Annotated in this window: 22 protein-coding genes; 20 read left to right on the forward strand and 2 right to left on the reverse strand. The window is 50.1% G+C overall.

Annotated elements, in window-relative coordinates:
* Nucleotides 1–27 precede the first annotated feature (27 nt).
* Entirely contained in the window at nucleotides 28–798 is a 771-nt protein-coding gene (locus ACOCF6_RS18490; RefSeq protein WP_482463401.1) for a tyrosine-type recombinase/integrase, read from the forward strand.
* Between the two features lie 247 nt (nucleotides 799–1,045).
* Nucleotides 1,046–2,311: a phage integrase gene (locus ACOCF6_RS18495; protein WP_482461795.1), complete on the forward strand. Its 1,266-nt coding sequence runs from the start codon at nucleotides 1,046–1,048 to the stop codon at nucleotides 2,309–2,311.
* 5 nt (nucleotides 2,312–2,316) lie between these two features.
* On the opposite strand, the gene ACOCF6_RS18500 is transcribed toward ACOCF6_RS18495, so the two are convergent.
* Nucleotides 2,317–3,039 carry a helix-turn-helix domain-containing protein gene (locus tag ACOCF6_RS18500; RefSeq protein ID WP_482461796.1) on the reverse strand — a complete coding sequence of 241 codons (723 nt, stop codon included), beginning with the start codon at nucleotides 3,037–3,039 and terminating at the stop codon, nucleotides 2,317–2,319.
* A gap of 127 nt (nucleotides 3,040–3,166) precedes the next feature.
* On the opposite strand from ACOCF6_RS18500, the gene ACOCF6_RS18505 reads away from it, so the two are divergent.
* From ACOCF6_RS18505 to ACOCF6_RS18535, 7 genes are all read left to right on the forward strand, one after another.
* Nucleotides 3,167–3,421: a DNA-binding protein gene (locus ACOCF6_RS18505; protein ID WP_482461797.1), complete on the forward strand. Its 255-nt coding sequence runs from the start codon at nucleotides 3,167–3,169 to the stop codon at nucleotides 3,419–3,421.
* An 84-nt stretch (nucleotides 3,422–3,505) separates the two neighbouring features.
* Nucleotides 3,506–4,408: a helix-turn-helix domain-containing protein gene (locus tag ACOCF6_RS18510; RefSeq protein WP_482461798.1), complete on the forward strand. Its 903-nt coding sequence runs from the start codon at nucleotides 3,506–3,508 to the stop codon at nucleotides 4,406–4,408.
* Between the two features lie 578 nt (nucleotides 4,409–4,986).
* Complete coding sequence (locus tag ACOCF6_RS18515; protein ID WP_482461799.1) at nucleotides 4,987–5,952, forward strand: hypothetical protein; 966 nt, start codon at nucleotides 4,987–4,989, stop codon at nucleotides 5,950–5,952.
* 1 nt (nucleotide 5,953) lies between these two features.
* Nucleotides 5,954–6,442: a hypothetical protein gene (locus ACOCF6_RS18520; protein WP_482461800.1), complete on the forward strand. Its 489-nt coding sequence runs from the start codon at nucleotides 5,954–5,956 to the stop codon at nucleotides 6,440–6,442.
* Nucleotides 6,435–6,905, forward strand: a complete 471-nt coding sequence (locus tag ACOCF6_RS18525) for a hypothetical protein (protein ID WP_482461801.1) — start codon at nucleotides 6,435–6,437, stop codon at nucleotides 6,903–6,905. The genes ACOCF6_RS18520 and ACOCF6_RS18525 overlap by 8 nt, the downstream gene beginning before the upstream one ends.
* Nucleotides 6,902–7,558, forward strand: coding sequence for a hypothetical protein (locus ACOCF6_RS18530; RefSeq protein WP_482461802.1), 657 nt, complete (start codon nucleotides 6,902–6,904; stop codon nucleotides 7,556–7,558). The genes ACOCF6_RS18525 and ACOCF6_RS18530 overlap by 4 nt, the downstream gene beginning before the upstream one ends.
* Nucleotides 7,559–7,580: 22 nt before the next feature.
* Nucleotides 7,581–7,922 carry a hypothetical protein gene (locus tag ACOCF6_RS18535; protein WP_482461803.1) on the forward strand — a complete coding sequence of 114 codons (342 nt, stop codon included), beginning with the start codon at nucleotides 7,581–7,583 and terminating at the stop codon, nucleotides 7,920–7,922.
* An 8-nt stretch (nucleotides 7,923–7,930) separates the two neighbouring features.
* Here ACOCF6_RS18535 and ACOCF6_RS18540 read toward each other — a convergent pair whose 3' ends face one another.
* Entirely contained in the window at nucleotides 7,931–8,095 is a 165-nt protein-coding gene (locus ACOCF6_RS18540) for a hypothetical protein (protein ID WP_482461804.1), read from the reverse strand.
* A gap of 73 nt (nucleotides 8,096–8,168) precedes the next feature.
* Between ACOCF6_RS18540 and ACOCF6_RS18545 the strand changes: the two genes are divergently transcribed.
* The 11 genes from ACOCF6_RS18545 (at nucleotide 8,169) to ACOCF6_RS18595 (ending at nucleotide 24,860) form a co-directional block, all read left to right on the forward strand.
* Nucleotides 8,169–8,792, forward strand: coding sequence for a nucleotidyltransferase domain-containing protein (locus ACOCF6_RS18545; protein ID WP_482461805.1), 624 nt, complete (start codon nucleotides 8,169–8,171; stop codon nucleotides 8,790–8,792).
* Nucleotides 8,770–9,219, forward strand: coding sequence for a hypothetical protein (locus ACOCF6_RS18550; RefSeq protein WP_482461806.1), 450 nt, complete (start codon nucleotides 8,770–8,772; stop codon nucleotides 9,217–9,219). Before ACOCF6_RS18545 ends, ACOCF6_RS18550 begins: the two co-directional genes overlap by 23 nt.
* Before the next feature lie 356 nt (nucleotides 9,220–9,575).
* Nucleotides 9,576–11,081, forward strand: a complete 1,506-nt coding sequence (locus tag ACOCF6_RS18555; protein WP_482461807.1) for a sigma-54 interaction domain-containing protein — start codon at nucleotides 9,576–9,578, stop codon at nucleotides 11,079–11,081.
* A 28-nt stretch (nucleotides 11,082–11,109) separates the two neighbouring features.
* Complete coding sequence (locus ACOCF6_RS18560) at nucleotides 11,110–14,508, forward strand: DEAD/DEAH box helicase family protein (protein WP_482461808.1); 3,399 nt, start codon at nucleotides 11,110–11,112, stop codon at nucleotides 14,506–14,508.
* Nucleotides 14,505–16,031 carry a type I restriction-modification system subunit M gene (locus ACOCF6_RS18565; RefSeq protein ID WP_482461809.1) on the forward strand — a complete coding sequence of 509 codons (1,527 nt, stop codon included), beginning with the start codon at nucleotides 14,505–14,507 and terminating at the stop codon, nucleotides 16,029–16,031. The genes ACOCF6_RS18560 and ACOCF6_RS18565 overlap by 4 nt, the downstream gene beginning before the upstream one ends.
* Entirely contained in the window at nucleotides 16,028–17,206 is a 1,179-nt protein-coding gene (locus ACOCF6_RS18570; protein ID WP_482461810.1) for a restriction endonuclease subunit S, read from the forward strand. The genes ACOCF6_RS18565 and ACOCF6_RS18570 overlap by 4 nt, the downstream gene beginning before the upstream one ends.
* Nucleotides 17,207–17,223: 17 nt before the next feature.
* Complete coding sequence (locus tag ACOCF6_RS18575) at nucleotides 17,224–20,490, forward strand: DEAD/DEAH box helicase (RefSeq protein ID WP_482461811.1); 3,267 nt, start codon at nucleotides 17,224–17,226, stop codon at nucleotides 20,488–20,490.
* Between the two features lie 6 nt (nucleotides 20,491–20,496).
* Nucleotides 20,497–21,129, forward strand: a complete 633-nt coding sequence (locus ACOCF6_RS18580) for a hypothetical protein (RefSeq protein WP_482461812.1) — start codon at nucleotides 20,497–20,499, stop codon at nucleotides 21,127–21,129.
* Between the two features lie 39 nt (nucleotides 21,130–21,168).
* Nucleotides 21,169–22,179, forward strand: coding sequence for a PGN_0703 family putative restriction endonuclease (locus ACOCF6_RS18585; RefSeq protein WP_482461813.1), 1,011 nt, complete (start codon nucleotides 21,169–21,171; stop codon nucleotides 22,177–22,179).
* A gap of 36 nt (nucleotides 22,180–22,215) precedes the next feature.
* The gene (locus tag ACOCF6_RS18590; protein ID WP_482461814.1) at nucleotides 22,216–23,919 is read left to right on the forward strand and encodes a DUF3696 domain-containing protein; all 1,704 of its coding nucleotides are present in this window, start codon (nucleotides 22,216–22,218) and stop codon (nucleotides 23,917–23,919) included.
* Entirely contained in the window at nucleotides 23,919–24,860 is a 942-nt protein-coding gene (locus ACOCF6_RS18595; RefSeq protein WP_482461815.1) for a hypothetical protein, read from the forward strand. The genes ACOCF6_RS18590 and ACOCF6_RS18595 overlap by 1 nt, the downstream gene beginning before the upstream one ends.
* Nucleotides 24,861–25,086: the final 226 nt, after the last annotated feature.

The following is a 25,086-nucleotide window of genomic DNA, read 5'->3' on the forward strand; positions in this document are numbered from 1 at the left end:
AGCGCTAATCACTTCCGCGACAACAAGATGATCTTTAAAAAGTTAATAGTTGAGTGGGGGGCAAAAAAGGAAATTACCAGGGACGACGTTGAGGCTTTTCTTAATAATATTGCCCAAAAAAGCCACTACACCGCCAACCGCTATTTGAATCGCATTAAAGCTCTTTTCAATTACGGCATCGAGCGTGAGTGGTTCACCTACAATCCCGCCGGTAAAGTCAAACCCTTTCCTGTAGACAAATCCAAAAAGTATATTCCATCCATTGAGGACGTTATTAAAGTTCTTGACCAAGCCAATCAGCAAGACAGAGGTTATCTCTTGATGGTTATTCATACGCTGGCAAGAATCAGGGAGATTAATTATCTAAAGTGGGCGGACATACACGAGGCATATTTGACCCTTTACACCCGTAAAAGCAGGAATTCAAACCTTGAACCAAGGGATATACCAATCAATGAAGTTTTAAAGGAGGTGATAGATAATTTAAAACCTACGGAAATAAAAGAGGGAAACCTTATTAAACAGTCACCGTATGTATTCGTTAATCCAAGAACAAAAAAGCCTTACGACTATCGGGACAAGTTTATCAAGACCCTCTGCACCAAGGCAGGAGTCAAGCCGTTCATGTATCACAACCTCAGACACTTTGGAGCAACGCTATTATCAAGTGGAGGAAGCGGAACATCTGATATATCCGCGATACTTGGACATTCAAGGGTTAGTACAACAGATGGATATATTCAGAGTCTTAAACCAGGGATGGTTGAGGCGATGAAAAAAATGGAGAATATCAGGTGATTTACCATAACATTCCCCATATTCTTTGTAAATGGTGGGCGCTGCGGGTTTCGAACCTGCGACCCCTGCCGTGTGAAAGCCGAAATTATGTTTTTACCAGTGAACGGCCATATACAACAATAATCAATAAAACCTATTATAAACAGTATATTGAGTCTGATTGCTTGTTTGTCATTGTTTGCCGCATTACCCCGTGATATATTCACAATGTGCTCCATGAGTGCTCCATGAAGTCGCAGGGGGTAAAATGAAAGAAAGCATCGGTGTTGAGCTGTTGCGCAGTAATAAGGTCAATTCCAAAGAAAAGACTTTTGAAATCAACGATACAAAGCTCAAAGGATTCACTCTTAAAATTTATCCTGACACGGTTTCCAAAAAAGGTGAAATAATACCTGGGGCAAAAACGTATCTTGTTCGCTATAGACTGCCAGATGGTAAACAATCACGGATCATAATCGGCAGACACACTTTATATACACCAGCCCAGGCGCGAGATAAAGCTGAAAAAATTCTTCGCAATATCAAGGACGGTATAAACCCGAAAATTGAAAAGCAGCACCCCAAGGTGAGTCACACCTTCAAGTCCTTCCTCGAAGATGAATATTCCCCGTGGGCGGAAGCACAACGCAAAGATGGCAAGGCCACAGTCAAAAGGCTCAAATCCCGTTTTTCTGATTTTCTGGATCTGCCTCTTACGGAAATAACGCCGCTGATTGTCGACAAGTGGCGTACCGGGCGATTGAAGGCCAGCAAACGGCCAGCAACATGTAACCGTGATCTCACCGCGATAAAGGCATTCCTGTCAAAGGCGGTTGAATGGGAACATCTTGAACACCATCCCCTTGCGAAAGTGAAACCGTTAAAAGTCGACAGCGTGGCAAAAGTGCGCTTCTTGTCTGCCGATGAAGAAAAGCGACTTTTGAAAGCTCTCGACGATCGGGAGGAAGTGGCACGGGCAGAACGGGCAACCGCTAACTTGTGGCGCAAGGAGAGGGGTTACCCGTTATATACCGATCTGAACTCTGTCACATTTGCGGATCACTTGAAGCCCATGGTGCTCGTCTCTCTCAATACCGGCATACGTTGGGGAGAACTTGCCAGCTTGGCCTGGGACTCGGTTGATATGAAAAAGTCACTGATTACCGTTATCGGCGACAAAGCCAAAAGCGGAAAGACCCGCCATGTTCCCTTGAACAGTATCGCTTTGAATGCCCTGAAGGATTGGAAAAAACAATCGGGCGGTGAAGTGGTATTTCCTGGCAGGGACGGCAAAAAGACCTTAGACAACGTGAACAAGTCATGGAAAGCTGTTCTGGATGCGGCTCAGATAAAAAACTTTCGCTGGCACGATATGCGGCACCATTTCGCAAGCTGGCTGGTGATGGCTGGAGTCGATCTGAATACGGTTCGTGAATTGCTGGGGCATTCTGATCTGAAAATGACCCTACGGTATGCCCATCTTGCACCAGAACATAAAGCTGCTGCAGTTGGACTGTTGGTCAAGAAGAAGTAACAGTTTTACCTTGGTAGCATCAGAAGATATCTAATCAACTCGGCGTTTACATCTGTACTGTTCGGTGCCTCTTTCATGTGTACACGACAGGCCGTAGTGATGACATCAGCCTTGTGTTCCGGTGATAACTTGACGAGGCCCTGCATTTTTTCGATGTAACTTTCTGCCGCCAGCAAATATGCCTTGAAAATTTCCGCTGGAAAAACCGCCTTACCACCCTTCTTGAAGAACTCAAACATCCAATTTTCACTTGAAATCGTGCTTCTCTGGGCCAGCCAACTCATACTAACATCCAGCGTATCGGCAATGGATTCAAGCTCGTCAACTGTAGGCAGATCATGACCGGCCATTAAATCTTCAACCCTGGCCGTTTCTAAGCCGCTTTCCCCGGCAAGCCACTCTACTGTCCTCTCCCCAAGTTCTCGCATCAACCTTGTGGTGAACAAATCATCGATCTCAATCGTTACGGTAACCGGCCTGCCGGAGTCTCCGATCTTCTCTTTAATAATTCTGACTGGACCTTGGTGAAGCAACAAATTATCTGTAGAAATATTCTCTCTGACACAGAAAGCGATAATTTCTTCATAGGGAAGCGAATTACGAGCCCGCCAAGAAGACACCGTTGACTGTCTAACCCCAAATACCTCTCCCAACGCAGCATCTGAGCCAAGCCCCTTCATGCGCCGTATTTCATCAAGTACTTCGCTTGCGGATCTTGTTATAAACATTGTGGCCTCAAAATGCGATATCAATATTGACATTTAACGCAATATGCGTTAAATGTGTACCATGGTATGACAAAACATAGCATTATATGATTCAAAATTCTACGAAGAACTGAAGGGAGAGCAAATTATGGGGAAGAAATTGTCAGAGCCATCCATCACGCCACGAGGAATGTCTGAAAATGCTGCTGCTGAATATATAGGAGTTGCGGCAATTTCATTACGTCAAGGTCGTTGTGAAGGCCGACGAGAAAACCGCATGCCTCCTCCACCGTACATAAAGCTTGGTCGGAAAATTCTGTACCTGAAAGATGATCTTGACCGCTGGTTGGAGATGTACCGGGTTGCGTTGGCCATTGTGCTGATAATTCTGACCTCACGATAAATGCACTCTGCAGGCGAATTCTACAATCCTTGGCGCCTGTTTATTGGTTGCATTATTCCGAATGCTATCTCAAGGAGCACCGAATTGTCTTCGACAGCAAAACTTGTTTTCGGAAAGCTTTGTCAGTATGCCGGCCAAAACGGGCAGGCGTATCCGAGCTATAAAACTCTTGCCGGTGATGTCGGCGTGGAACGTCGTCAGGCCATAAGGGCTGTGAAGGAACTTGTCGATTATGGCTTGATCAAACCGGTTGGGCGACGGAAGGGTGACGGCGGATTCACCTCCAATATTTATGCTTTTCTCTGGCACCAGACTTTTTCAGATGATGGCCTTACGGACCCTGGTGACAAAAATGACACCAGGGGTGGTGTCACAAATGTCACTACCCCCCAGTGTCATAAACGACACCACCTGGTGTCAGATATGTCACCCAAAGAGAATCATACAAGAGAATCAAATAGTGAAAAGACAACAACAGAAGAAATCAGGTTGTTGTTATCCGGAACGCCGTTGTCAAAAATCTCCGTAAAAGAGGTGAGGATTCTGATCAAGCGCCACGGTAGCGAGAGGGTTATGCAGGCTGCCGACATAGCCGCAGAAACCTGGCGACGGGATCTCAAGGAAATCCGGAACCCCGGCGGCTATCTCCAGGCATTCTGTGTGGATCTCGTCGTACCGGAATGGTATGAGCCTCCGCACGTTCGCGCTGCCAAATTAGAAGATGCAGCAGAACGGAAACGTGCCGAGGACGATAAGCAGGAGGATTTGAAGAAAGCGGAAGCGCAGAAATCAAAAGAACGAGATGACTACTGGCACTCCCTGTCCAAAGAGGACCAAAATAAATTCATCGAAGATGAAAAGTATTCATCGCCCATTGGTGAGTTCCTTCCGGAAATAGGAGTGGTTGCACTTGCCAAGTCAAAGGCTTGGGATCGCCGTTCACAAATGACCACAAATACTGGCTCCACTATTGAACCATCGCCGTGAAAGCGATGATTAATCAATAAGTTGCATGGTATTATGAAACAAACAAAACAGTTACAACTTTTCAGATAGGAGAGATTTTTCGCAGCATCATTGCCCGGTGTACCAAGAGCTGGTGAGTCTTATGGCCCGGCCGGACACCACCCACGGGATTGGCCAACCTAAGCAGAGCCCTTCATGTCGAGGTACACGCACCTCCCCCTCGCATGATCGTATGCAGTCAGAAATCCGAAGACGACCGGAATACCCCCGGTATCGGCGCCCCTGGAAAGGCGTTTCCGCTCAACGATATGTATCTGTTGATCCGGAATCTGAGGAAGGACCGGGAATACCCCCGAAGTCCGGCGCCCTGGAAAGGCATTTTCTGACAGGCACAATCGAGGACCTGTTTGATGTGAACCACCGGTAGAGTCCCGGTTCACGACAGACAGCAGACTATTGGCAGGAATCCTTGCCAGGTCCACATACAAGGGACACTACTAAAAGCAGGAAGGCGGAGCTGCTACCGCTGGCATGGCGATGCCGGAAAAAGAGCATGTCATCTCACCACGCAGGCCGGCAACGGCCAGAGGAACCAAAACATGAATCATCGATGGCCACGATCACCACATTCGCAGACGGAAGCAATATTTCATGGGATTCGTTCGATCCGGGAAATGAAAAAGAGCAATCCATTCGGATTACGCTCCTTCGGCTCCTGGGATTCTTACAGAAGCCATGCCCATCGCTTTGTCGACTTCATGATCGGCAAAGGCCGGACCTGCCTGTTGGACACCCTGTCGGTACACAACGACATGGCGGAGTATCTGGCGCATATGCTGGCCTACTATGACGAAAAGAAACGCTCCCGCCAGACCATGGAGACTTTGCTCTCGGCATTGGGAAAGTTCGAGTATGCCCTGAACCGTTACATCTGTAAGCATTGTCACGACGTCCCGTTACTGGAGACGGAACCAATCCGGCTTGAGTACTATGCCCGGAGCCGAAGAGTGTTGCGAAAATCGAGCAAGGTCTTCGATAACCGGGCCTATCCCGACCCGGTACAGCTCATAGCGACCATCCGGAATAAGACATTCCAACTCCAGGCATCGCTGCAATATGAAGGGGGCTTACGGACTGAAGGGGTGGGCGCACCGAGTAACCGCAGATTAAAGAATCCCCTGACGGCAACTGGCCTGCGCGGCATCAGCACCGATCCGGTCACCCGCAAGCCGATTGGTATCGTTGCTTCCGTGGAAAAAGGCGGAAAAGAAACTGAACATTACGTTTCCTTCCTAACCTATCGGCGCCTGGAGCAATACATTAAAGAATTCGGCAAGCTGGAAAGTGACTACTCCGAATATGTGGCGTCAATCAACCTGGCGGCAAGAGAGACCGGCCAGTACACGCCGGGCCGCGGCAGTCACGGTCTCAAGCACAACTTCGCCCAGGAACGTTACCTGGAATGTATCAACCACGGACTGACACACGAACAGGCCCTTCAGCAGACCTCCCTGGAAACCTCCCATTTCCGGCTGCGGGAAACCCTGACCTACACGAGAGGATGACATGACCGAGCAACTGAACCTGATAACAGGCCTGACGGAACATGAGCGGAAGAAGCTCTTTTCCTGGCTGGCGTCGCTCCCGGAGGAAATGATTATCGAAATTTTCCAGGAGGGAGTGAAGAGATCGTTCCAGCTCAAAGGGGAGCGTCCCGATCTCCCCGGCAGGATCAACAAGTACTGCGCCTTTGTCATGGCGGCCCGCAAGGGGGGATGGGACACCGTGAAGGGTAAAGGGTACCGGGTTGCGGAGAAAGAGCAATACGATGACTTCTCCCACCTGCGCAAGGCCAATGCCGCCATCCTGATCAGCAGGGGGAGGAAGCCGCTCTTGCGACGTCAGATTCTGGCCTACTGGGGCGAAGTCAAGGAGTTGCAGGCTGATGGCATGGGTTTTCGAGTCATCGCCGGATATCTCCACAGCAAGCGCAAACTGAAGGTATCAGCAACGTATCTCAGCAAAATCTGGAAGGAGATGGAAACAAATGGTTGATTTCGAATTCAAGGGAATACGAGTGAACGCCACGGGCGAGTTGGAACGGTTTGACTACAAGGATTCCGGTAATCGTGGTCAGACACGGTTTAACCGGAACATGGTGGTTACCGTTGGATTCTGGGATTTTGTCATCGTCAATGATCTGTATGAGCTGGCCATGGTGAAGTCCACCCTGAGCTACTTCATGCAGGCCTACTGGAAGCGGAGCAGCAAGGCGGGCAGCAAGATCGAACTGGCAACGGCACTTTTTCATGATGATGATTTCAATTCGCAGGCACTCAATATGATTGCCCGGCAGAAAAACAACATTCAGTCCCTGGAAGTCAGTGTGACTAACGACGGCAGACCTGCAGGAGAGGTCTATCTGAGCGCCCAGGAGGTAATCATGCTGGATATTACCATCGGCAAGGCCATCAATCTGCTGTCACCAGACTACAAAATTATCAATGGTGCTCTATGAGACTGTTGGCGCACCTGCATCCTGATCATTCCAGTCCGATCATCACCGTGCATGAAGCTCTGAGGCTGCAGCGGCAGAATCCGGAAGAATGGGGAAGACGATATTTTTACGATCTTATCCTGCTGAGGTACTTGCTGCCGATTGACCGGGGGGCGGCCTCCACCTTCGCCTCCCCCAAAGGCTGTCTGGAAAGGCGCGGCAAGAACTCCAAAGGTATCGCCCACGAACTAGTGCTGAAGTACATCTGCAACCAGGAGTCATGGCCGGTGAAACTGTGCGGGAAAGAGTACCTGCTGGAGATATCATCGGCAATCGACGAATACTTCGTCTATGAATTCCATACCCGCAATAGCTGCTTTGTTGATTGCAAAATATTTCTGAATCCCAAGTCCGGGCTTTACAAAGAGACAACTGGCCGTATCGGCATCGAGATAACCAATCCAATCTGGTGGACGAAGTTCTTTAAGAGAAGAGCACAGGAGAAGTTCGATCTCGCTGTTTTTGAATTGAAAATGCTCCCGGAGTGGCATGTCGCCCATCCGGTCAACTTAACCATCGAAGAGCTGAAGGAGCTACAGGAGAGAATCTTTGACTTTCTGAGCAGGGAAGCAAAGCTTACCTGGCTGTGTAAACCGGCATACGTGAAGATATGAAAGGCTAATGGGAGGTTATCCGATGATCAAATACTATGACGCCCAGCAATGGTTGAAGGAACGGCAGCCGAAACGGGCAAAATTCCCTGCAGTACTGGTTGCCATATTCGTTACCCTGCTGACCAGTGCGGTTGCCGGCCTGCTGGTCGGCCTCTTTTTCCCAAAGTCCTTCTGGTACTGGGCCATCGGCATCGCCTGCATCTCGTTGCCGTACATCCTGATGGACCGGGTGCAGGTACGGCTCTATCACGGCTATGTGAAGGGAAAACCGTTCTGGACGCTCATCAAGTACGCCTACTCCAGCACAGATTACCGACCCTGTTACGTCCCATGGTGGTACTGGCGCTGGTACTACTGGTGGTAGGGGAATATTTAGTATCCCAAAAGGGTGGCTGTTTTGGATACCAATATGGCGCCGTTTTCGCCACCTTCTGTCAATGCCGCATTTTTGGGTACAAAAATGGTACCTTCAATGCGGCATTGTTCCTTTGGTGGCTTTTTAGTATCCAAAACAGGTACCAAAAATGCCGCAACCATTTATTCACCAAAATTGAGAGGCAACAAATAATAGTTGCATGACGTTCTCATTTGGATTACAAATGCAATCATTATGAGAACGGAACTTAAGACAGAACAGAAAAGATCGACAGGGCTTGCAGAAACTCTGTTCAGCGATTACCGGCGGCGCATTCTGGCACTCTTGCTGTTACGTCCCGACGAGCATTTCCATGTCCGGGAAATTTCCCGGCTGACAGGGGTTCCGTCCGGTTCGATGCACCGGGAATTGAAGCTGATCACTGATGCCGGGCTGCTGTCACGACACTCGGCGGGGAATCAGGTACGCTACCAGGCCAACCGAGATTGTCCGATCTTCCATGAACTGGCCGGGATCTTCCGCAAAACAAGCGGCCTGTCTGATATTATTCGGTCAGCCCTTCAGCCGTTGTCCCCGGCTATCAAAGCGGCGTTTATTTTCGGCTCTGTAGCCAAAGGAGAAGAAAAGGCGACCAGTGATGTAGATGTCTGTGTCGTCGGGTCCGCATCCTTCACCGAAGTTGTGGTGGCCCTGGCGGATATGAACCAGAGAATTGGCCGGGAAATCAATCCGGTAGTCATGTCCTTTGATCAGTTCGCTGTCAAGCTGGCTGTTGGCGAGCAGTTTACAACTCGTATAATGAATGAACCAAAATTCTTTCTGATAGGTGACGAGCATGACCTTGGAAAATTTGCTTAACCTGGAAAAAATCGGGCAGTTGAAAAGCCACGTAACCGGAAGGGAGGAGATGCAGCGGCTGCTTGAAGCGGCCCGTCGCAATCTGGCCGATGCCGGCGTTGATGTGATCAGCTGCGAAACGCGCTTTGACAGCGCCTACAAGGCCATCATGCAGCTTGCCCTTGTCGCCATGATGGCGAACGGTTTCCGGCCCGATACCAGCAGGCCGGGACATCACATGACAGTGATCCAATCGCTGCCCCAGACCATCGGCCTTCCAACCGCACGAATGGCTGTACTCGATGTACTGCGCCGCAAACGGAACCTGACGGATTATTCCGGGGGCTGGGTCGATGAAGTCTCCATGGAACAGTGCATTACCGAGGCGAAGGATCTGCTGCGGGATGTCGAGGCATGGCTTCAAGAGCAGCGACCGGAATTGATCTGATTTCACCCATTGAACTTGATGCACAAAGAAGGAAACGCATGCCAACGCTGCACTGGACAGGAAAAGATAAAGTCGTCAAGCATCACCACGAGGTTCCGTTCAAGACCCTGCGGCTAGAGTATATGCATATCCAGCAGGAATACTGACTAAATATGAATATCTGCAGTCGTTGAGAAACATGACTGCTCATACCTGCCAACAGAGACTTATGGTGCTGCTCAATGGATGGCAAAATCAGTGAGTCGAGTGGTTGGCAGGTTAGCCTATTAAATCCTCAGTCTCACCCCAACACAGAACATTTTATTGTAACCATAAAGATTCTTGTATTGTGCTAACATTCCCTGTATTCTTCCGCCATGAAAAGGATTCTATTGGCATGGATTGGGCGAACAGACCTCAAGTCGGGCCTGAATAAGGGCCAAGACGGACTCGGTCCTATTGCAAACGCACTGGATGCCCGCACATTCGATCACGCATATTTCATCAATAACTATCCTGCCAATGAAGTCAATCCCTACATAGACTGGCTGAAATCACGATTTCAGGTTCCAATATCCCATCATGGCGTCGTGCTGACCAGTCCGACCAACTTCGGCGAAATCTACCATGCCGCTGTTGAAGTCATAGAACAGGTTCTGGAAAAGCATGGCAGGAATGTTAATCTCACATTCCATTTGAGTCCCGGTACACCGGCAATGGCGGCTGTCTGGATTCTTCTCGCCAAGACCCGCTATCCTGCTGAACTCCTAGAATCGTCTGTTGAACAGGGAGTACGGACTGCAAACGTACCATTCGATATCTCCGCAGACTTCATCCCGTCTCTTCTGCTGAAATCCGATGAACGCCTTGAACGCCTGAGTGCCGGCTTGCCTCCGGAGGCGCCGGAGTTCGACCAGATCATCCACCGCAGCTCCGTCATGAAGAACGTGGTTGCAAAGGCCAGGCGCATCGCGCTTCGTTCCGTACCGGTCTTGATTGAAGGCGAATCCGGAACCGGCAAGGAACTTCTGGCGCGGGCCATTCACCGGTCGAGTCCGAGGAAGGACAAACCCTTCATAGCCGTGAACTGCGGGGCTATCCCATCTGAGCTGGTAGAGTCTGAATTCTTCGGGCACAGGAAAGGCGCCTTTACCGGGGCGACCAACGACCGTAAAGGGTGTTTTGAAACAGCAAGCGGGGGAACCCTCTTCCTAGATGAGATCGGCGAGTTGCCTCTTTCGGCGCAAGTGAAGATACTGAGAGTTCTGCAGGAAAAGGAAGTGGTCAAGGTAGGAGACAGCGCGCCGGTCAAGATTGATGTCAGGATCGTAGCCGCAACCAATCGCAATCTCATTCAGGAAGTGTCACTCGGAAGTTTCCGGGCCGACCTTTATTACCGGCTGGCCGTGGCAGTGCTCATGCTTCCCCCGCTCCGTGAACGTGACGGTGATATCAGTTTGCTCATTGATCATATGCTTGGGGAGATAAATCGTGAGAGCGCTGGCGAGCCTGGCTACATTGATAAAAAAATTTCTGCTAGCGCAAGAAATATTATGCTTTCGTACCCCTGGCCGGGCAATGCCAGGGAGCTTTTCAACACCATTCATCGTGCTGCGGTATGGTCACCGGATGAAATTATTACCGTCGATGATATTCGCGAGATTCTACTTCCGGAACCGCTTGCAAGCACGCACACGTCTGCGGAACTCTTACATGCCGACGGCGTAAACCTGCCGGAAATACTGGCTAATATCACTCGGGATTATCTGCTGAGATCTCTCAAGCAGACCGCCGGCAACAAGACGAAAGCCGCCAAAATGTTGGGCCTTCCCAACTACCAGACCTTCACCAACTGGTGCGAAAAATACGGTGTGGAAGATTAGTGGCACAACCGTTGCTGTATAGGGAGGCATGAGCGAGATTATGCAATCCACCAACTTTGAAATACTTCGCCCAAGCAACCCTATCCTGGCTGATCTGGGTGGCTTTGCTGAGCAATATGCCTGGCCGGATCCCTCCAGTGCCCTGGTGAAGCTCCGCGCGTATATCGAAACCATTGTAGGAAACCTCTATTCCGCTTACGGTCTACCTCGTCTCTATCAGCCAAGCCTGAACGACCTTATCAATAACCAGTCCTTCCGTGATGTAGTCCCCACTGTCATTCTCGACAAATTCCACGCTATCCGCTACCACGGCAACAAAGCAGCCCATGGCGAGCCGCAGTCCCCGGAAAAGGCCCGCTTTCTGCTCCGCGAGGCGTTCGATCTCGGTTGCTGGTTTTTCATAACCCAGTGTGGCGGCACCAAATCCGATTGCCCGAGCTTTCAGGAAATACCGGCACCGGCGACCAGTGATCTGGAATGGAACGCTTTCAAAGAAAAGAAAGCCGTCCTGGAAAAACTGGCTGCCCAGGAAGCCCGGATGCAGGAGCTGCTGCAGGAGCTGGAAGCCAAACAGGCAGCCATTCAGGTAGCGCAGAAACAGGCTTCCGAGCTGAAGGACATCGCCAAGGCGGGCAAACAGGCTGCCGATGCCCTTGCCTTTGATGAAGAGACCACCCGACTGCGCCTGATCGACAGCATGCTGGCTGAGGCCGGCTGGAACGTCGGCGCCAATGGGAGCAACACCGAGTTTGTCGTCCAGGAGGAAGAGGTCAAGTGGCAACCGACCACTACCGGGATCGGCTATGCCGATTACGTCCTGAGGGACGACAACGGGCGTCCGCTGGCGGTGGTCGAGGCGAAGAAGACTGCCAAAGATGCCAACATCGGCCGCAAACAGGCCCAGCTCTATGCCGAAGGGCTGGAAAAGATGCATGGCCAGCGGCCGGTCATCTTTTACACCAACGGCTTTGACGTCTGGATGTGGGACGACAAGGGGGGCTATCCGCCACGCAAGCTGTACGGTTTCTACTCCAAGGATAGCCTTCAGTATCTGGTCAACTACCAGCGGGATTCCCGCAAGCAGCTCGACAGCGTAATCCCCAATCCGGACATCGCCGGTAGACTCTATCAATTACATGCGATCAAGCAGGTGTGCGAACGGTTCACCGCCGGTTACCGCAAAACCCTCATCGTTCAGGCCACCGGCACCGGAAAAACCCGCGTTGCAATCTCCCTGGTTGATCTGCTGCTGCGGGCCGGATGGGTCAAGCGGGTGCTGTTTCTCTGTGACCGGAGGGAATTACGCAAGCAGGCCAAGAATGTTTTCAACGAATTCATCAACGAACCGATGACCATCGTCCGGGCCGGCACCGCCAAGGACCGCACCAAGCGAATCTACCTGGCCACCTACCCGGCAATGATGAAGATCTTTCAGACCTTCGACGTTGGTTTCTTCGACCTGATCATCGCCGACGAATCGCACCGCAGTATCTATAATCGCTACCACGACCTGTTCCAGTATTTCGACTCATTCCAGGTGGGACTGACCGCCACTCCGGTGGATTTTATCAGCCGCAACACCTTCCGTCTCTTTGACTGCGAGGAGCAGGACCCGACCGCTTACTACCCGCTGGAACGGGCTGTCGATGAGGGGTATCTGGTCCCCTACGAAGTCTATACCCACACCACCAACTTCCTGCGCAGCGGCATCAAGTATAGCCAACTTACGGACGAGCAGCGCCAACAGCTGGAGGACGACGGCGAAGACCCGGAAACATTTGAGTATGATGCCACCCAAGTTGACAAGCAGATCTTCAACAAGGAGACCAACCGGGCCATCCTGCGCAACCTGATGGAGCACGGTATCCGTGATGCCTCCGGCCAGAAGGTGGGCAAAACCATCGTCTTTGCCCGCAGCCACCAGCACGCTCTGCTGCTCTCCCAACTCTTCGACGAAATGTACCCCCAGTATGGCGGCAACTTCTGCCAGGTGATCGACAACTACGACCCACGGGCCGAACAGCTGATTGACGATTTCAAGGGAGACGGGGGCAACAAGGATTTGACCATCGCCATTTCGGTGGACATGCTTGACACCGGTATCGACGTTCCCGAAATCGTCAACCTGGTCTTTGCCAAACCGGTCAAGTCAAAGGTCAAGTTCTGGCAGATGATCGGCCGCGGCACCCGCCTCTGCAAGCACCTGTTCGGCCCGGACCGTCACAAGACCGTCTTCCGGATTTTTGACCACTGGGGGAACTTCGAATATTTCGACCAGAATCGCCCTGAAGCTGAGCCTGTACAGGGTAAACCGCTGATGCAGCGGGTTTTCGAGGCCCGGATAGAACTGGCTGAAACAGCCCTTGCCAAAGCCGAGTTGGCAATCTTCGAGAAGGCCGTAATCCTCATAGGGAAAGACCTGGCGTCCCTGCCGGAGCAGACCATAGCCGTGCGGGAAAAATGGCAGGAGAAGCGAAGTGTCTCCCGGCCGGAGGTGTTAAACCAGTTCTCACCGGCAACGGTGCAGGTTCTCAAACGGGTGATTGCTCCGCTCATGCAGTGGGTGCCGATCCGCGACCATGTTGACGCCTATGAATTCGACCTGCTGGTAGCTACCATGCAGACCGAACTGCTGCGGGGGAGCGGCGTCTTTGCCGACCTGCAGGGGGACCTGATCAACCGAGTGGCAACCCTGCTCATGCACTTGAACCCGGTACGGGCCAAGGCCGAGACCATCAAGAAAGTCCAGCAGCCTGCCTTCTGGGAGTCGGTCAGCGTTCCGGCGCTGGAGGAGGTCCGTCAGGAACTGCGCGCCATCATGCACCACCGGCAGAAAGGGGATGTTGACCCGAGCCAGCCCAAGATAGTGGACGTCAGCGATGGCGAAATCGAGTTTACCCAGCGCAAGGCCAACCTGAAGGAAGTGGATATGGCCGCCTACAAGCGCCGGGTTGAAGAGGCGTTGCAGGAGCTGTTCACCAGCAGCCCGACCCTGCAGAAGATTCGGGCAGGCGAACCGGTAACCGCTGGCGATCTGAATGCCCTCATCTCCCTGGTACTCACCCAGCATCCGGGAGTGAACCTGGAACTGCTCAAGGAATTCTACGCCGAGACCGCAGCCCCGTTGGACTTCATCATCCGCTCACTTATCGGCATGGATCCGGAAGTGGTCAAGCGTCACTTTGCCCTGTTCGTGCAACGTTACCCAAAGATCACGGCCAACCAGACCCTGTTCCTGAGCCTGCTGCAGAACCATATCGCCAAGTACGGCACCATCGAGCTGGCAAAGCTCTATGAGCCACCCTTTACCAACATCAACAGTGACGGCCTGGATGGCGTCTTCACCGACGAACAGCAGATCGATGATCTCCTGACCATCATTCAGACATTTCAGCTACCGCACAACAAGGAGTTTGCCCGAGCATGATTACCGGACCGCTTAAAAGCAGCATTGATAAACTATGGGAAGAGTTCTGGACCGGCGGGGTTACCAACCCGCTGACGGTAATCGAACAGATCTCGTTCCTCATGTTCAGCCGTCTGATGGACATCAACGAAACCCGCAACGAGAAAAAGGCCCAACGGACCGGCAAGCCAATGAACCGAAGGATGTTCAGCGACAGCGAGCAGGATCTGCGCTGGCACAAGTACAAGCATCTTGGCGCCGACCTTATGCTCCCCCATGTGCGGGACAAGGTGTTCCCGCATTTCAAGAGCGTAGCTGTGGACGGCGCCAAGTTCGGCGAGTACATGAAGGACGCGCAGCTCATGGTTCAGAAGCCAAACCTGCTGGTATCGGCAATCAATATGATCGATGCCCTCCCTCTCACCGAAGGGGACACAAAGGGTGATCTGTACGAATATCTGCTCAGCAAGCTAACTACCGCAGGCATCAATGGCCAGTTCCGCACACCACGGCACATCATCCGCCTGATGGTGGAGTTGCTCAATCCATCCCTGGAGAACAACGAGGTCATCGGTGATCCGGCTTGCGGCACCGCCGGCTTCCTAGTGGAGACGATGCAATTTCTGCAGCGCAAGTACACCTCGCCCGAGGGGATCATTGACCATGAAGGTGAGAAAATCTACTCCGGAGACCTGCTGGAGCCGCACCGGGAGCATATCCAGAGCAATCTGATCCACGGTTTCGACTTTGATGTCACCATGCTTCGCATTGCCGCCATGAACCTGTTGTTGCATGGCATTGATGCTCCAGATATCCATTACCAGGACACCCTGAGCAGCAACTTCCCGGACAAGTTCCCCAGGCATGCCCAGAATTTCTTCGACGTGATCCTGGCCAATCCGCCGTTTAAGGGGAGCCTCGACTTCGAGGATGTCCACTCGTCGCTGCTGGCCCAGGTGAAGACAAAGAAGACCGAGCTTCTATTTGTAGCGCTAATTCTGAGGATGCTCAAGAATGGTGGCCGTTCCGCCACCATCGTTCCGGACGGCGTACTATTCGGCTCGTCCAAGGCCCATGTGGCGCTGCGGCAAATGCTGGTGGAACAGAACCAGCTGGAGGCAGTCATCTCCCTGCCATCCGGCGTCTTTCGCCCCTATGCCGGGGTGTCAACCGGCATCCTGATCTTCACCAAGGGGGGCAAGACCGAGGATGTCTTTTTCTATGATATGCAGGACGACGGCTATTCTCTGGATGATAAGCGGACACAGCTTTACGACAGTAACTTTGCCGGTGATCTACCCGGTTGCCTGGCAAGCTGGCAGGGGCGCGACCCGAAAAAAGATACTGATCGCACAGCTAAGGCGTTCTTTGTACCAGTAAGCGAGATTCGAGAGAAGAACTATGATCTATCGCTGAATCATTTCAAGAAGACAGTGCATAAGGAGGTGCAGTACGAGTCACCCAAAGAGATTTTAAAGAAGATGAGGACGAATGAAATTGGGATTATTTGCGACATGAGAGCATTAAGAGGCATGTTAAGATGAGTACCAATTGGAAAAAGTCTAAGCTGTCTAAATTCACAGAAGTCACTTCTGGTCAAGGAGCACCTCAATCAGCTAATGCCTTCGATGAAACAGGGATTCCATTTATAAGGGCTGGGAGCCTTGATTCACTTGTTAAGGGTGGGAGAGAAATTGATTGTGAGCGTGTAAGCGAGGAAGCATCTCGAAAATACAAGTTGAGATTGTTTGCGCCAGGAACAATATTATTCGCAAAAAGTGGAATGTCTGCAAAACTAGACAGAGTTTATCAACTGAAATCTGCTGCTTATGTGGTTAACCACCTGGCCGCTATTATCCCCTCCGATGATTGCGATTCGGTTTTTCTTAAGTATTGGTTGCAATCTAACCCTCCTAGTAGATTAATAAAAGACGATGCTTACCCTTCAATTCGGCTTTCAGATATTGAGGAAATTGAAGTTCCTCTACCATCAACAAAAGCAGAACAGCGCCGTATTGCCGCTATTCTCGACAAGGCCGATGCCATCCGCCGCAAACGGCAGGAGTCCATCCGTCTGACGGAAGAGTTCCTCCGCTCCACCTTTCTGGAAATGTTCGGCGATCCGGTGACAAATCCGAAGGGGTGGGATTTAGTGCCGATTAAGGAGTTGGGGAATGTTACGACCGGAAATACTCCTTCACGTGAAATCTCCGAATATTACGGTGAAGGCATCGAGTGGATTAAATCTGACAATATCAATACTCCATACCATTTTCTTACTGAAGCCAAAGAGCGGCTGACACTTGATGGACAAAAAGTCGGGCGAATTGTTCCAGAGAATTCAACACTTGTAACCTGCATAGCCGGGAGTCCAGAATGCATTGGAAATGCCGCCATTGCCGACCGACCGGTTGCCTTCAATCAGCAAATCAATGCGGTCACTCCTTTTAAGAGAACAGACCCATATTTCCTGTATGTACAGATTCTCGTCGCAAAAAAACTAATTCAGGGACAGTCCACTGAAAGCATGAAAGGCATGGTAAGCAAGGGCAAGTTTGAAAATATTTCCTTTCTCAAACCGCCTTCCAACCTGCAAGCAGATTTCGGAAAAATATTTATCCATTTTCACGGAATGATTCAGAAGGCAGACTCTTCAAACCAGAAAAGTACAAATCTCTTCAATTCCCTTGTCCAACGGGCTTTTCGAGGAGAGTTGTAGACTTTATTGAGAAATCTATGACACTTATCCCGCTTCATACTACGGAAATAACTCTGCCCGACTTGAAATTGAAGGAGCTTAAGATCGGCGGCAATAGAGTTACGCGACATGCTTTCGTTGCGCAGCGGGTAACAGTGACTCTCTTCGAATCGGAACACGCCGGCTGGTATCTGCTGCAAACTGGGTTACCAAGGCCATATGACCGTTTATATCTCCGCAAACCATCAAAGAGAAGTCCTGTCCCTAATCGGGAACTCAGCCTTGAGTTAACAAGATCGTGCACTCTCAATGAAATTGATGCAGAAACGTCCTTCCGCTGGTTACAGCATCCGTCAATGAATGATCAGCGCGATCCTGATGCGGTTGTACACTCTTGGACGGATCAATTCCTTTTTCGTGAAAACAGACCAGATCTGAACCGAGCCGGTTTGCGCAAGCCTCAACTTGGGGCGCTTCATGCGGTATCTGCATATTTTTCAGTAAACCGAGAACTGGAACCTGCAACGGTGGTGCTGCCAACAGGCACAGGAAAGACCGAAGCAATGCTGGCAACACTGGTCTACCGGCAGATACCCAAACTTCTGGTACTTCTTCCTACAAATGCTTTACGAGACCAAATTACGGGTAAATTTCAGGGACTAGGATACCTTCCACACCTTGGTACTGTTCCGTTTGATGTCGCATTGCCATGTGTCACTCCGATCCGGACTGGCATTAGATCCGTTGCTGAAGCAGAAGAACTCCTGCTCCATTCGAATGTGTTTATCGCCACTGCGAGTGTTTTGACTGCCAGCGATCAAGCAGCAGTTGACCGGTTATGTGAGGGGATAACGGATCTTTTCATTGATGAAGCGCATCATGTCTCTGCAACTACCTGGACAAAAGTCAGGGACCGATTTGCAGGGAAAAAAATTGTGCAGTTCACGGCTACCCCATTCCGGAATGATGGCAGTTCGCTGGGCGGCCGAATTATCTACAACTTCACCATGGGAGAGGCACAACAGGCTCAGTATTTTCGTAACATAGACCTTGTCCCCGTGGAAGAATACTTTGCAGGCAAAGGTGATCAAGCCATTGCCTGCAAGGCTGTTGAGAGGCTTCGTGCCGACCTTGCCAATGAAAATGACCATCTGGTGATGGCACGATGTGAAACCAAGAATAGAGCTTCCGAAGTACTCCCCCTTTATGAGCGGCTGGCCCCGGAATTCAATCCGATCATCGTACATTCTGACATGAGTAAAGGAAGAATCAAAGACGCGCTGGATGCATTGTTTTCCCGGAAGTCTCGGATAGTGGTTTGTGTAGACATGCTGGGGGAAGGCTTTGATCTCCCGAACCTGAAAATAGCTGCGATTCATGACATTCACAAGAGTCTGGCTATTACCCTTCAGTTTATTGGCCGGTTTACACGGCAGACTCAAAATGTTGGTGACGCATCAGTAGTGGTCAACATTGCGGAACCGGAAGTCGAGTCTGGTTTGCAACATCTGTATGCTCAGGGTGCGGATTGGGACAGCGTGTTGCGACGAATCTCGGAAGATCGGATTGGTAGGGAAATTCGACTACAGGAAGTAGTGGAGGGTTTAAAGTGTAAGGGAGACCTGCACCATCAGCTATCACTATGGAACCTGCGCCCATCGTTTTCTTCCATGCTTTTCAAAACCAGTTGTGAAAGTTGGCAGCCTGAGCGTTTTGAGGAGATTCTGCCCAAAGCAACGGATCATTGGTTTGCTATTAGCGAAGACGAAAAATTGCTTGTCGTGTTGGCTATTTCCCAGGCCCCTGTCAAATGGGGGAATTATAAAGACCTGCGTGACAGTGTGTACAAGCTGTTGATTGTCCATTGGGATAAGGAGCGGGCTGGACTATTCGTGTTTGCCAACGACTATAAATGGTTCCGAGTCGAGAGATTGGTAGAATTGTTGTGCAGCGAACAGTGTGAGCTCCTTTCAGGGCCGAAGGTCTTTAATGTGTTCAATGGGCTCAAGTATCCTCTCGTAAGGAATCTTGGTGCTTCCCAGATTGGGGCGATCAGTTTCACTCAATACTTTGGCCCGAATGTCACGGAAGGGCTTTCATCAATAGAATCTGCCCAGTCTTACCTCAGCAACCTTGCCGGATTGGGCTACGACAATGGCGAAAAGGTTATCTGGGGCTGCTCACAGAGGAAGGGGAAAATCTGGTCGGTCAACAGCGGATCGATTTCTGATTGGATGTCATGGGTGAAAACTGCGTGGGATAAGGTTACAGATGGGGATGTTGATGAAGCCAATATTACTCGCGATTTCCTTAGGCCCAAGAAAATTTCTTCGCCTTATTCGGAGTATGCCATTGCCATTCAATGGGGTGAGCACATCCAGGCTGATCCCGAAGATAGAGTGATGATAGTATTCGGGGAAATTGAAGTCCCCCTTTATCTGGTTGATCTGAAGATCGTCAACCAAGGATCTGGCTTGCCTTACCACATTTCCATAAGCGATGAGAATAATGAGTCCATATATGCGTTCGCAATCGATGGTGAACTCTCGGCTGGCTATAGTTACTCACTGATTTCCGGGAATCCTGTTTCGGTAAAACGAGGAAATGGAAATCCAAAACCAATAACCGAACATCTCACTACTGATCCATGGATAATTCAGTATGCGAATGGATCATATTCTTACAATCGGTTTCTCATCGAACTGCCTCAGACCATAGGAGAATTTGCAGCCGAACAGATTGACAGTTGGGACTGGAGCGGAATTGATATCACGAAAGAATCAATGGGCAAGAACCGCATAATTACTACAGTCCAGTGGCGTGCATTTGAGCGAATCAAGGATCTTTATGATGTGATTGTGAACGACGATTCGAAAGGAGAGGCTGCAGATCTGGTGGGGCTCAGAATAACTGATGATCAGATTCACCTTGGGTTAGTTCACTGCAAATATTCCGGTGAAGAAAAACCTGGGGCCAGAGTAAAGGATTTTTACGAGGTGTGTGGGCAAGCACAAAAATCGATCCGTTGGAAGCATGCCGGGATAGGTTACCTTTATGAGCACCTGAAAGACCGGGAAGAAATATGGAATCAGGCATCTGCCAGTCGGTTCTTGAAGGGGAGTCTGTCGGATCTTGCTAATATTAAGCGTCGTTCTCGTACTGCAGCCGTTAAACTTCAGGTTTACGTAGTTCAGCCTGGATTAAAAAAAGAAGCTGTGTCTCCTGAAATGTTACGTGTTCTTGGTAGCACAGCTCTCTATCTGAAGAACACGGCTCAGGCAGACTTAGTAGTTGTTGGATCTTGATTGTAAATGAGAGAACTTATGCCAGCTCAGAATCGCGTAACTCCCTTTGGTGAGATTATCTCCTGCCCGGAGAATGGCCTTTATCTTGGCAACAGAGGAGAGTTGAAGGTTGATGATCAACGGCAATTGATCGGCCTCTCCCGCTGGGAAAGGCAAAGCTGGATCTATTGCAGTCTTGACAAGAAATTTGAACCAAAGGAAGGCGATAAGCCGCTAATCTATACCAAACTGTTTTTCATGGATGAAGTTACCGCACTGGCCGCGGGCCATCGTCCCTGCGGATACTGTATGCCGGATCGTTTTGAAGCGTTCATTGCCGCATGGCTGGTAAAAAATCCGGAGTACGGTTATGGAAAGTATGACTACAAGAAAATTGACCGGATTCTTCACTATGAGCGTAAAAACAGTGATCGTAGCAAGCAGACCTATCCGGCAAAGCTCGCAAATCTTCCAGACGGTGTCATGGTAACGCTGGATGTGGCCTCCGGTGAGAGTTTTCTGCTGCAAGACCGCCAGCTTCGCAAATGGTCGCCGACAGGATATGCAGAGCCGATTTATATTGACCCAGGCACGGACGTTCAGGTACTGACGCCACGGTCAATAGTCAATGCAATCAATTCAGGGTTTTTGAGGCCGTGATGATCATCTGCCACAACGTTTTTCGATTCAGGAGCGATCATGAACGACTTCGATAGTTACACTCGTGAGCATCAGGTTACCTGGCGTAGTAATAATCTGAAAAATCAGACCCATGGTGAGCATAACAAAGTAAAGTATCCCTTCATCCTGCCACGAGCTATCTGGCAGGAAGGCTTATGGCATGGAATTCAGGCAGGATCTTCCCAACCTTTGACAACATACCTCCATGATAACCAAATCGACCATCATACCGGCGTACATAACCTGAGAAGTTCCTGGACACTCTGTGCCAATCTGTACTTTCCGTTCCGCCTGGATATGGAGTTGATGGCAGGTTTTCTACGGCAGTATGTTTCGCCTAACATTGCTGAGGTCACAGGAATCGAGCTCGAATACGCTGCCGATTCGCCGTACGACCCGAAAACTTTGCTGGGCGAACCGGATGGATCGCGGGGCAAGAACCAGACCTCGCCGGATGTGGCGTTCATTTTTAGATCCTCGGATGGTGGCGAAGGGATTGTTCTCACTGAAAACAAGTTTGTGGAGCACTCGTTTTATCCCTGTTCCGGCAGGAAGCCGAAATACGGCAATCCCGATGCCTGTCGCTGTCTGAACTTCGATACGATGTACTCCGACAAGGAAAAACAGTGCTATTTGCTCAACTGGCAGGCTGATGGTCGTGAGAATAGAAAATACTGGGACTTCATCAGGATCAGCGATGATGGCAAAAAGCTCCTCAAAAAGTGCCCTGCGGCCGTGGCCGGTTACCAGCTATTCCGCCAGCAGGCCCTGGCAGAGGCCTTCATCCATTCCGGCAGATTTCTACAGGCAGTTTCATGTGTCGCCTACGACGCACGGAATGAAACGTTGCAGCGCTGCCTCAAAAGCACCGGCTTAGACCGAATTGAGGACTGGGGGATATTGTTCAACGGTAAATCCCTGTTCAAGACCTTCACCCACCAACAATGGGTAAACTGGGTCGAGCACAACGACACATCCGGTAAATGGGATGATTGGGTTAGTTATGTCAAAAACAGGTATGGATTCTGATGCGCCGGATATTGATAAGGACTCACGGAGAACACAATGATCATTAAAGCTCTCACCATAGAAAATTTCAAAGGCATCCGCGAACCGGTCCGGATAGAGTTCAAGCCGATCACTCTGCTCTTTGGGCAGAACAGTGCCGGGAAGAGTACAATTCTTCAGGCACTTCATTATGCCAGGGAACTACTGGAACGACAGAATGCCGATGCTGATTTAACACTGCAAGGGGGAGAATTTGTTGATCTGGGCGGGTTTGAAAATCTGGTTCATGGCTATGACCGGAATCAACCTGTGCGATTGAGGTTTGATTTAGATCTGACCAAAGACGATCTGCCCGAATATCATTCCGGCAATCGTTCAGGGAAAATCCATTCGGAACGGGAACGTCAACTCCAGGAATGGAATCTTAGCTCGCGGGTTTCGTCAGCCTGGGTGAGCTTAACTATGATTTGGAGTGATTGGCGCGCACGATCATTTATCAGTCAGTATGAAGTTGGCATAAATGGCGAGCATTTTGCCCGGATAAGTGCTGCAGTAGATACTCGTCGGGTATGGATTTCAGCGCTGAATTTTAATCACCCCTTGTTTATATCAAACGATGACCCGCAACACAGAAATGAAGATGAACCACCTTCCTCACAGCTTGAATTACTTTTTGAAATTGTTACGAATGTAAAGCAATCCACTATGGATTACCCCACAGAATCGGCTATGAGGGGGAATGTCGAAGTTGAACTCGATCAGGATTTTGCAGTTCCTGCCTGGGGAGGATCAATAAACATATCCGAAGGCTGTCTTCAGGATCTGTCAATCCATGGTGATGATTCAGACGTTGTGTATGACGAATTTACTTTTTACATCAACCAATTGATCGTTGGCCCTGGTGAATTACTTCGTGAAGAACTTAAAAAGTTTCGTTACCTGGGACCAATCCGCGAAATCCCACCTCGGAATTATCAAGAATTACGCTCCCCTGACGCCTCTCGCTGGGCAAGTGGCCTTGCTGCATGGGACATACTTTATGCAAGTGATGATAACTTCATTTCAAGGGTTAGCTATTGGATGGATACTAAGCTGAAAACCGGTTACAGCGTCGAAATGAGGCGGTACAAAGAATTAAAAACGTCGTCTCTGCTTTACCATCAACTCATCTCCAATGATCTGCTTGATTCTGAAGTAGATATTCGGAGTGAAATATTGCGGTTACCTGAAAAACGCAGGCTTGTTCTTTATGATAAGGCGCGCGACCAGGATTTACTTCCGCAAGACATAGGTATCGGAATTTCTCAAGTTCTTCCTGTTGTCGTATCGGCTCTTGCGGGAACTGGATTGTTAGTCGCTATAGAACAGCCTGAACTACACATTCATCCAAGATTGCAGACAGAAATAGGGGAACTTATTCTCAGGGCGTCTTTGGATAATCCTGAGAATATGTTCCTTATTGAAACTCACTCTGAACACCTCTTACTTCGAATCATGAAAAAAATGCGTCTTTTCGCTTCAAACATGCAATCTTATGGAGAAGAGATCGTTGATGCTGCAGATGACGCCAGTTATGCTGAAGATACCTTTTATTCTGAGGATCACATTTATGCGGTAAATCCTGACCATGTTGGTGTCTGGTTCATCGAGCAGTGTGACTCCAAGACGGTAGTGAGGGAAATGCCTCTGAACAAGCAAGGTGAACTCGTCAAAGCATGGCCGGATGGTTTTTTTGAAGAAGGGCTGCGGGAGGTATTCTGATGTCGTTGATGTCCGAGTATGCCCTGACTCCTGCGGTTTTTGACGCCATGCATTATTCTAGCGATGAAATCATTGAGAGCAATTTCGCCTTGCTGAAAGAGGCATTGTTTAACGAGGGGATTGTCAGGAACCTGTATGGTGGAGAGTGGCGGGAACAATTCTCCGATCCTGGCCGGTCGTGGCACCAGCGTGGCAAGGAGTTGTTGAAGAAGCTCATCAAGCAGAACCGGCTGAGGCCTCACGCTCCCAGCCATCTACCCTTTCCGGAAAATGATCACGGATGGTGTGAGGAAGCCCTGGCAACCCACGAGGCCGTCCCATTGGGCGGTATCGTCACCACGTCTGAAACCGCCGCACTCTATCCACGGACGCATCCGCTGGTTACCAACATCGGCAAGCTGTCAAGTTCGTTATGGTGGAGCAAAAGGGGGAGTTCGTCTCGTCCTTGCCGGAACACTACTTCGTATCTTGAGCATTTGCGTTTGGTGCTTGAATGTTCCAATTCCATTATGTTTATCGACCGGAACCTGGATCCGACACGAGCGAGTTATCGTGAATTCTTCAGGTTGCTTGAACCTCTCAGGAACAGGGAGTTTCCTCCTTTGGTGGAGATTCATCGTACTGTTTATGCAATGGAACGGGAAGGTAGAAGAACTTACGGTATTGATGAATGGAAACGTAGATTCTGTGATTCCCTGTCAGGGCTCGTCGCCGGAGTCGACTTGAAAGTCGAAGTCTTTATCTGGGATGAGATGCACGACAGGTACCTTATCTCCGACATATTCGGAATACTGGCTCCCAACGGATTCGACATCAGCAGAAATCCCGCTGAATTGACCACCTGGACCTGCGTTTCTCGAAGCGATCGGGATGACATTACCCGTGAATATGATCCTGCCTGTCATCGTCATCATCTGTGTGGCAGATTTGTGATCGCGTAGCTTCCATCGCAGGCTAGAAAGGGTACCCGGCTGACCTTGTGACAAGGGACCAGAGGCCCCCGGATTTGTTGCGACGCGCAGTTTCGCATATTGTCCCGGTGGGCCTTTTATTTAAGCCGTTCGGTGAGTTTACAGCAGCACAGGAGGCAGTGAAAAAAGCACCGAAGGAAGATCACTAGCGCAAGTTATTTTATTGCAAAATAAATTATCTTGTGCTTGTTGCCAA

This window comes from Geobacter psychrophilus (assembly GCF_056821595.1).

Bases quoted from the DNA above. Each gene is read 5' to 3' on its own strand.
- ACOCF6_RS18490 (WP_482463401.1), top strand. From the start codon at position 28: ATGATCTTTAAAAAGTTAATAGTTGAGTGGGGGGCAAAAAAGGAAATT.
- ACOCF6_RS18495 (WP_482461795.1), top strand. From the start codon at position 1,046: ATGAAAGAAAGCATCGGTGTTGAGCTGTTGCGCAGTAATAAGGTCAAT.
- ACOCF6_RS18500 (WP_482461796.1), bottom strand. From the start codon at position 3,039: ATGTTTATAACAAGATCCGCAAGCGAAGTACTTGATGAAATACGGCGC.
- ACOCF6_RS18505 (WP_482461797.1), top strand. From the start codon at position 3,167: ATGGGGAAGAAATTGTCAGAGCCATCCATCACGCCACGAGGAATGTCT.
- ACOCF6_RS18515 (WP_482461799.1), top strand. From the start codon at position 4,987: ATGAATCATCGATGGCCACGATCACCACATTCGCAGACGGAAGCAATA.
- ACOCF6_RS18520 (WP_482461800.1), top strand. From the start codon at position 5,954: ATGACCGAGCAACTGAACCTGATAACAGGCCTGACGGAACATGAGCGG.
- ACOCF6_RS18525 (WP_482461801.1), top strand. From the start codon at position 6,435: ATGGTTGATTTCGAATTCAAGGGAATACGAGTGAACGCCACGGGCGAG.
- ACOCF6_RS18530 (WP_482461802.1), top strand. From the start codon at position 6,902: ATGAGACTGTTGGCGCACCTGCATCCTGATCATTCCAGTCCGATCATC.
- ACOCF6_RS18535 (WP_482461803.1), top strand. From the start codon at position 7,581: ATGATCAAATACTATGACGCCCAGCAATGGTTGAAGGAACGGCAGCCG.
- ACOCF6_RS18540 (WP_482461804.1), bottom strand. From the start codon at position 8,095: ATGGTTGCGGCATTTTTGGTACCTGTTTTGGATACTAAAAAGCCACCA.
- ACOCF6_RS18545 (WP_482461805.1), top strand. From the start codon at position 8,169: ATGAGAACGGAACTTAAGACAGAACAGAAAAGATCGACAGGGCTTGCA.
- ACOCF6_RS18550 (WP_482461806.1), top strand. From the start codon at position 8,770: ATGACCTTGGAAAATTTGCTTAACCTGGAAAAAATCGGGCAGTTGAAA.
- ACOCF6_RS18555 (WP_482461807.1), top strand. From the start codon at position 9,576: ATGAAAAGGATTCTATTGGCATGGATTGGGCGAACAGACCTCAAGTCG.
- ACOCF6_RS18560 (WP_482461808.1), top strand. From the start codon at position 11,110: ATGAGCGAGATTATGCAATCCACCAACTTTGAAATACTTCGCCCAAGC.
- ACOCF6_RS18565 (WP_482461809.1), top strand. From the start codon at position 14,505: ATGATTACCGGACCGCTTAAAAGCAGCATTGATAAACTATGGGAAGAG.
- ACOCF6_RS18570 (WP_482461810.1), top strand. From the start codon at position 16,028: ATGAGTACCAATTGGAAAAAGTCTAAGCTGTCTAAATTCACAGAAGTC.
- ACOCF6_RS18575 (WP_482461811.1), top strand. From the start codon at position 17,224: ATGACACTTATCCCGCTTCATACTACGGAAATAACTCTGCCCGACTTG.
- ACOCF6_RS18580 (WP_482461812.1), top strand. From the start codon at position 20,497: ATGAGAGAACTTATGCCAGCTCAGAATCGCGTAACTCCCTTTGGTGAG.
- ACOCF6_RS18585 (WP_482461813.1), top strand. From the start codon at position 21,169: ATGAACGACTTCGATAGTTACACTCGTGAGCATCAGGTTACCTGGCGT.
- ACOCF6_RS18590 (WP_482461814.1), top strand. From the start codon at position 22,216: ATGATCATTAAAGCTCTCACCATAGAAAATTTCAAAGGCATCCGCGAA.
- ACOCF6_RS18595 (WP_482461815.1), top strand. From the start codon at position 23,919: ATGTCGTTGATGTCCGAGTATGCCCTGACTCCTGCGGTTTTTGACGCC.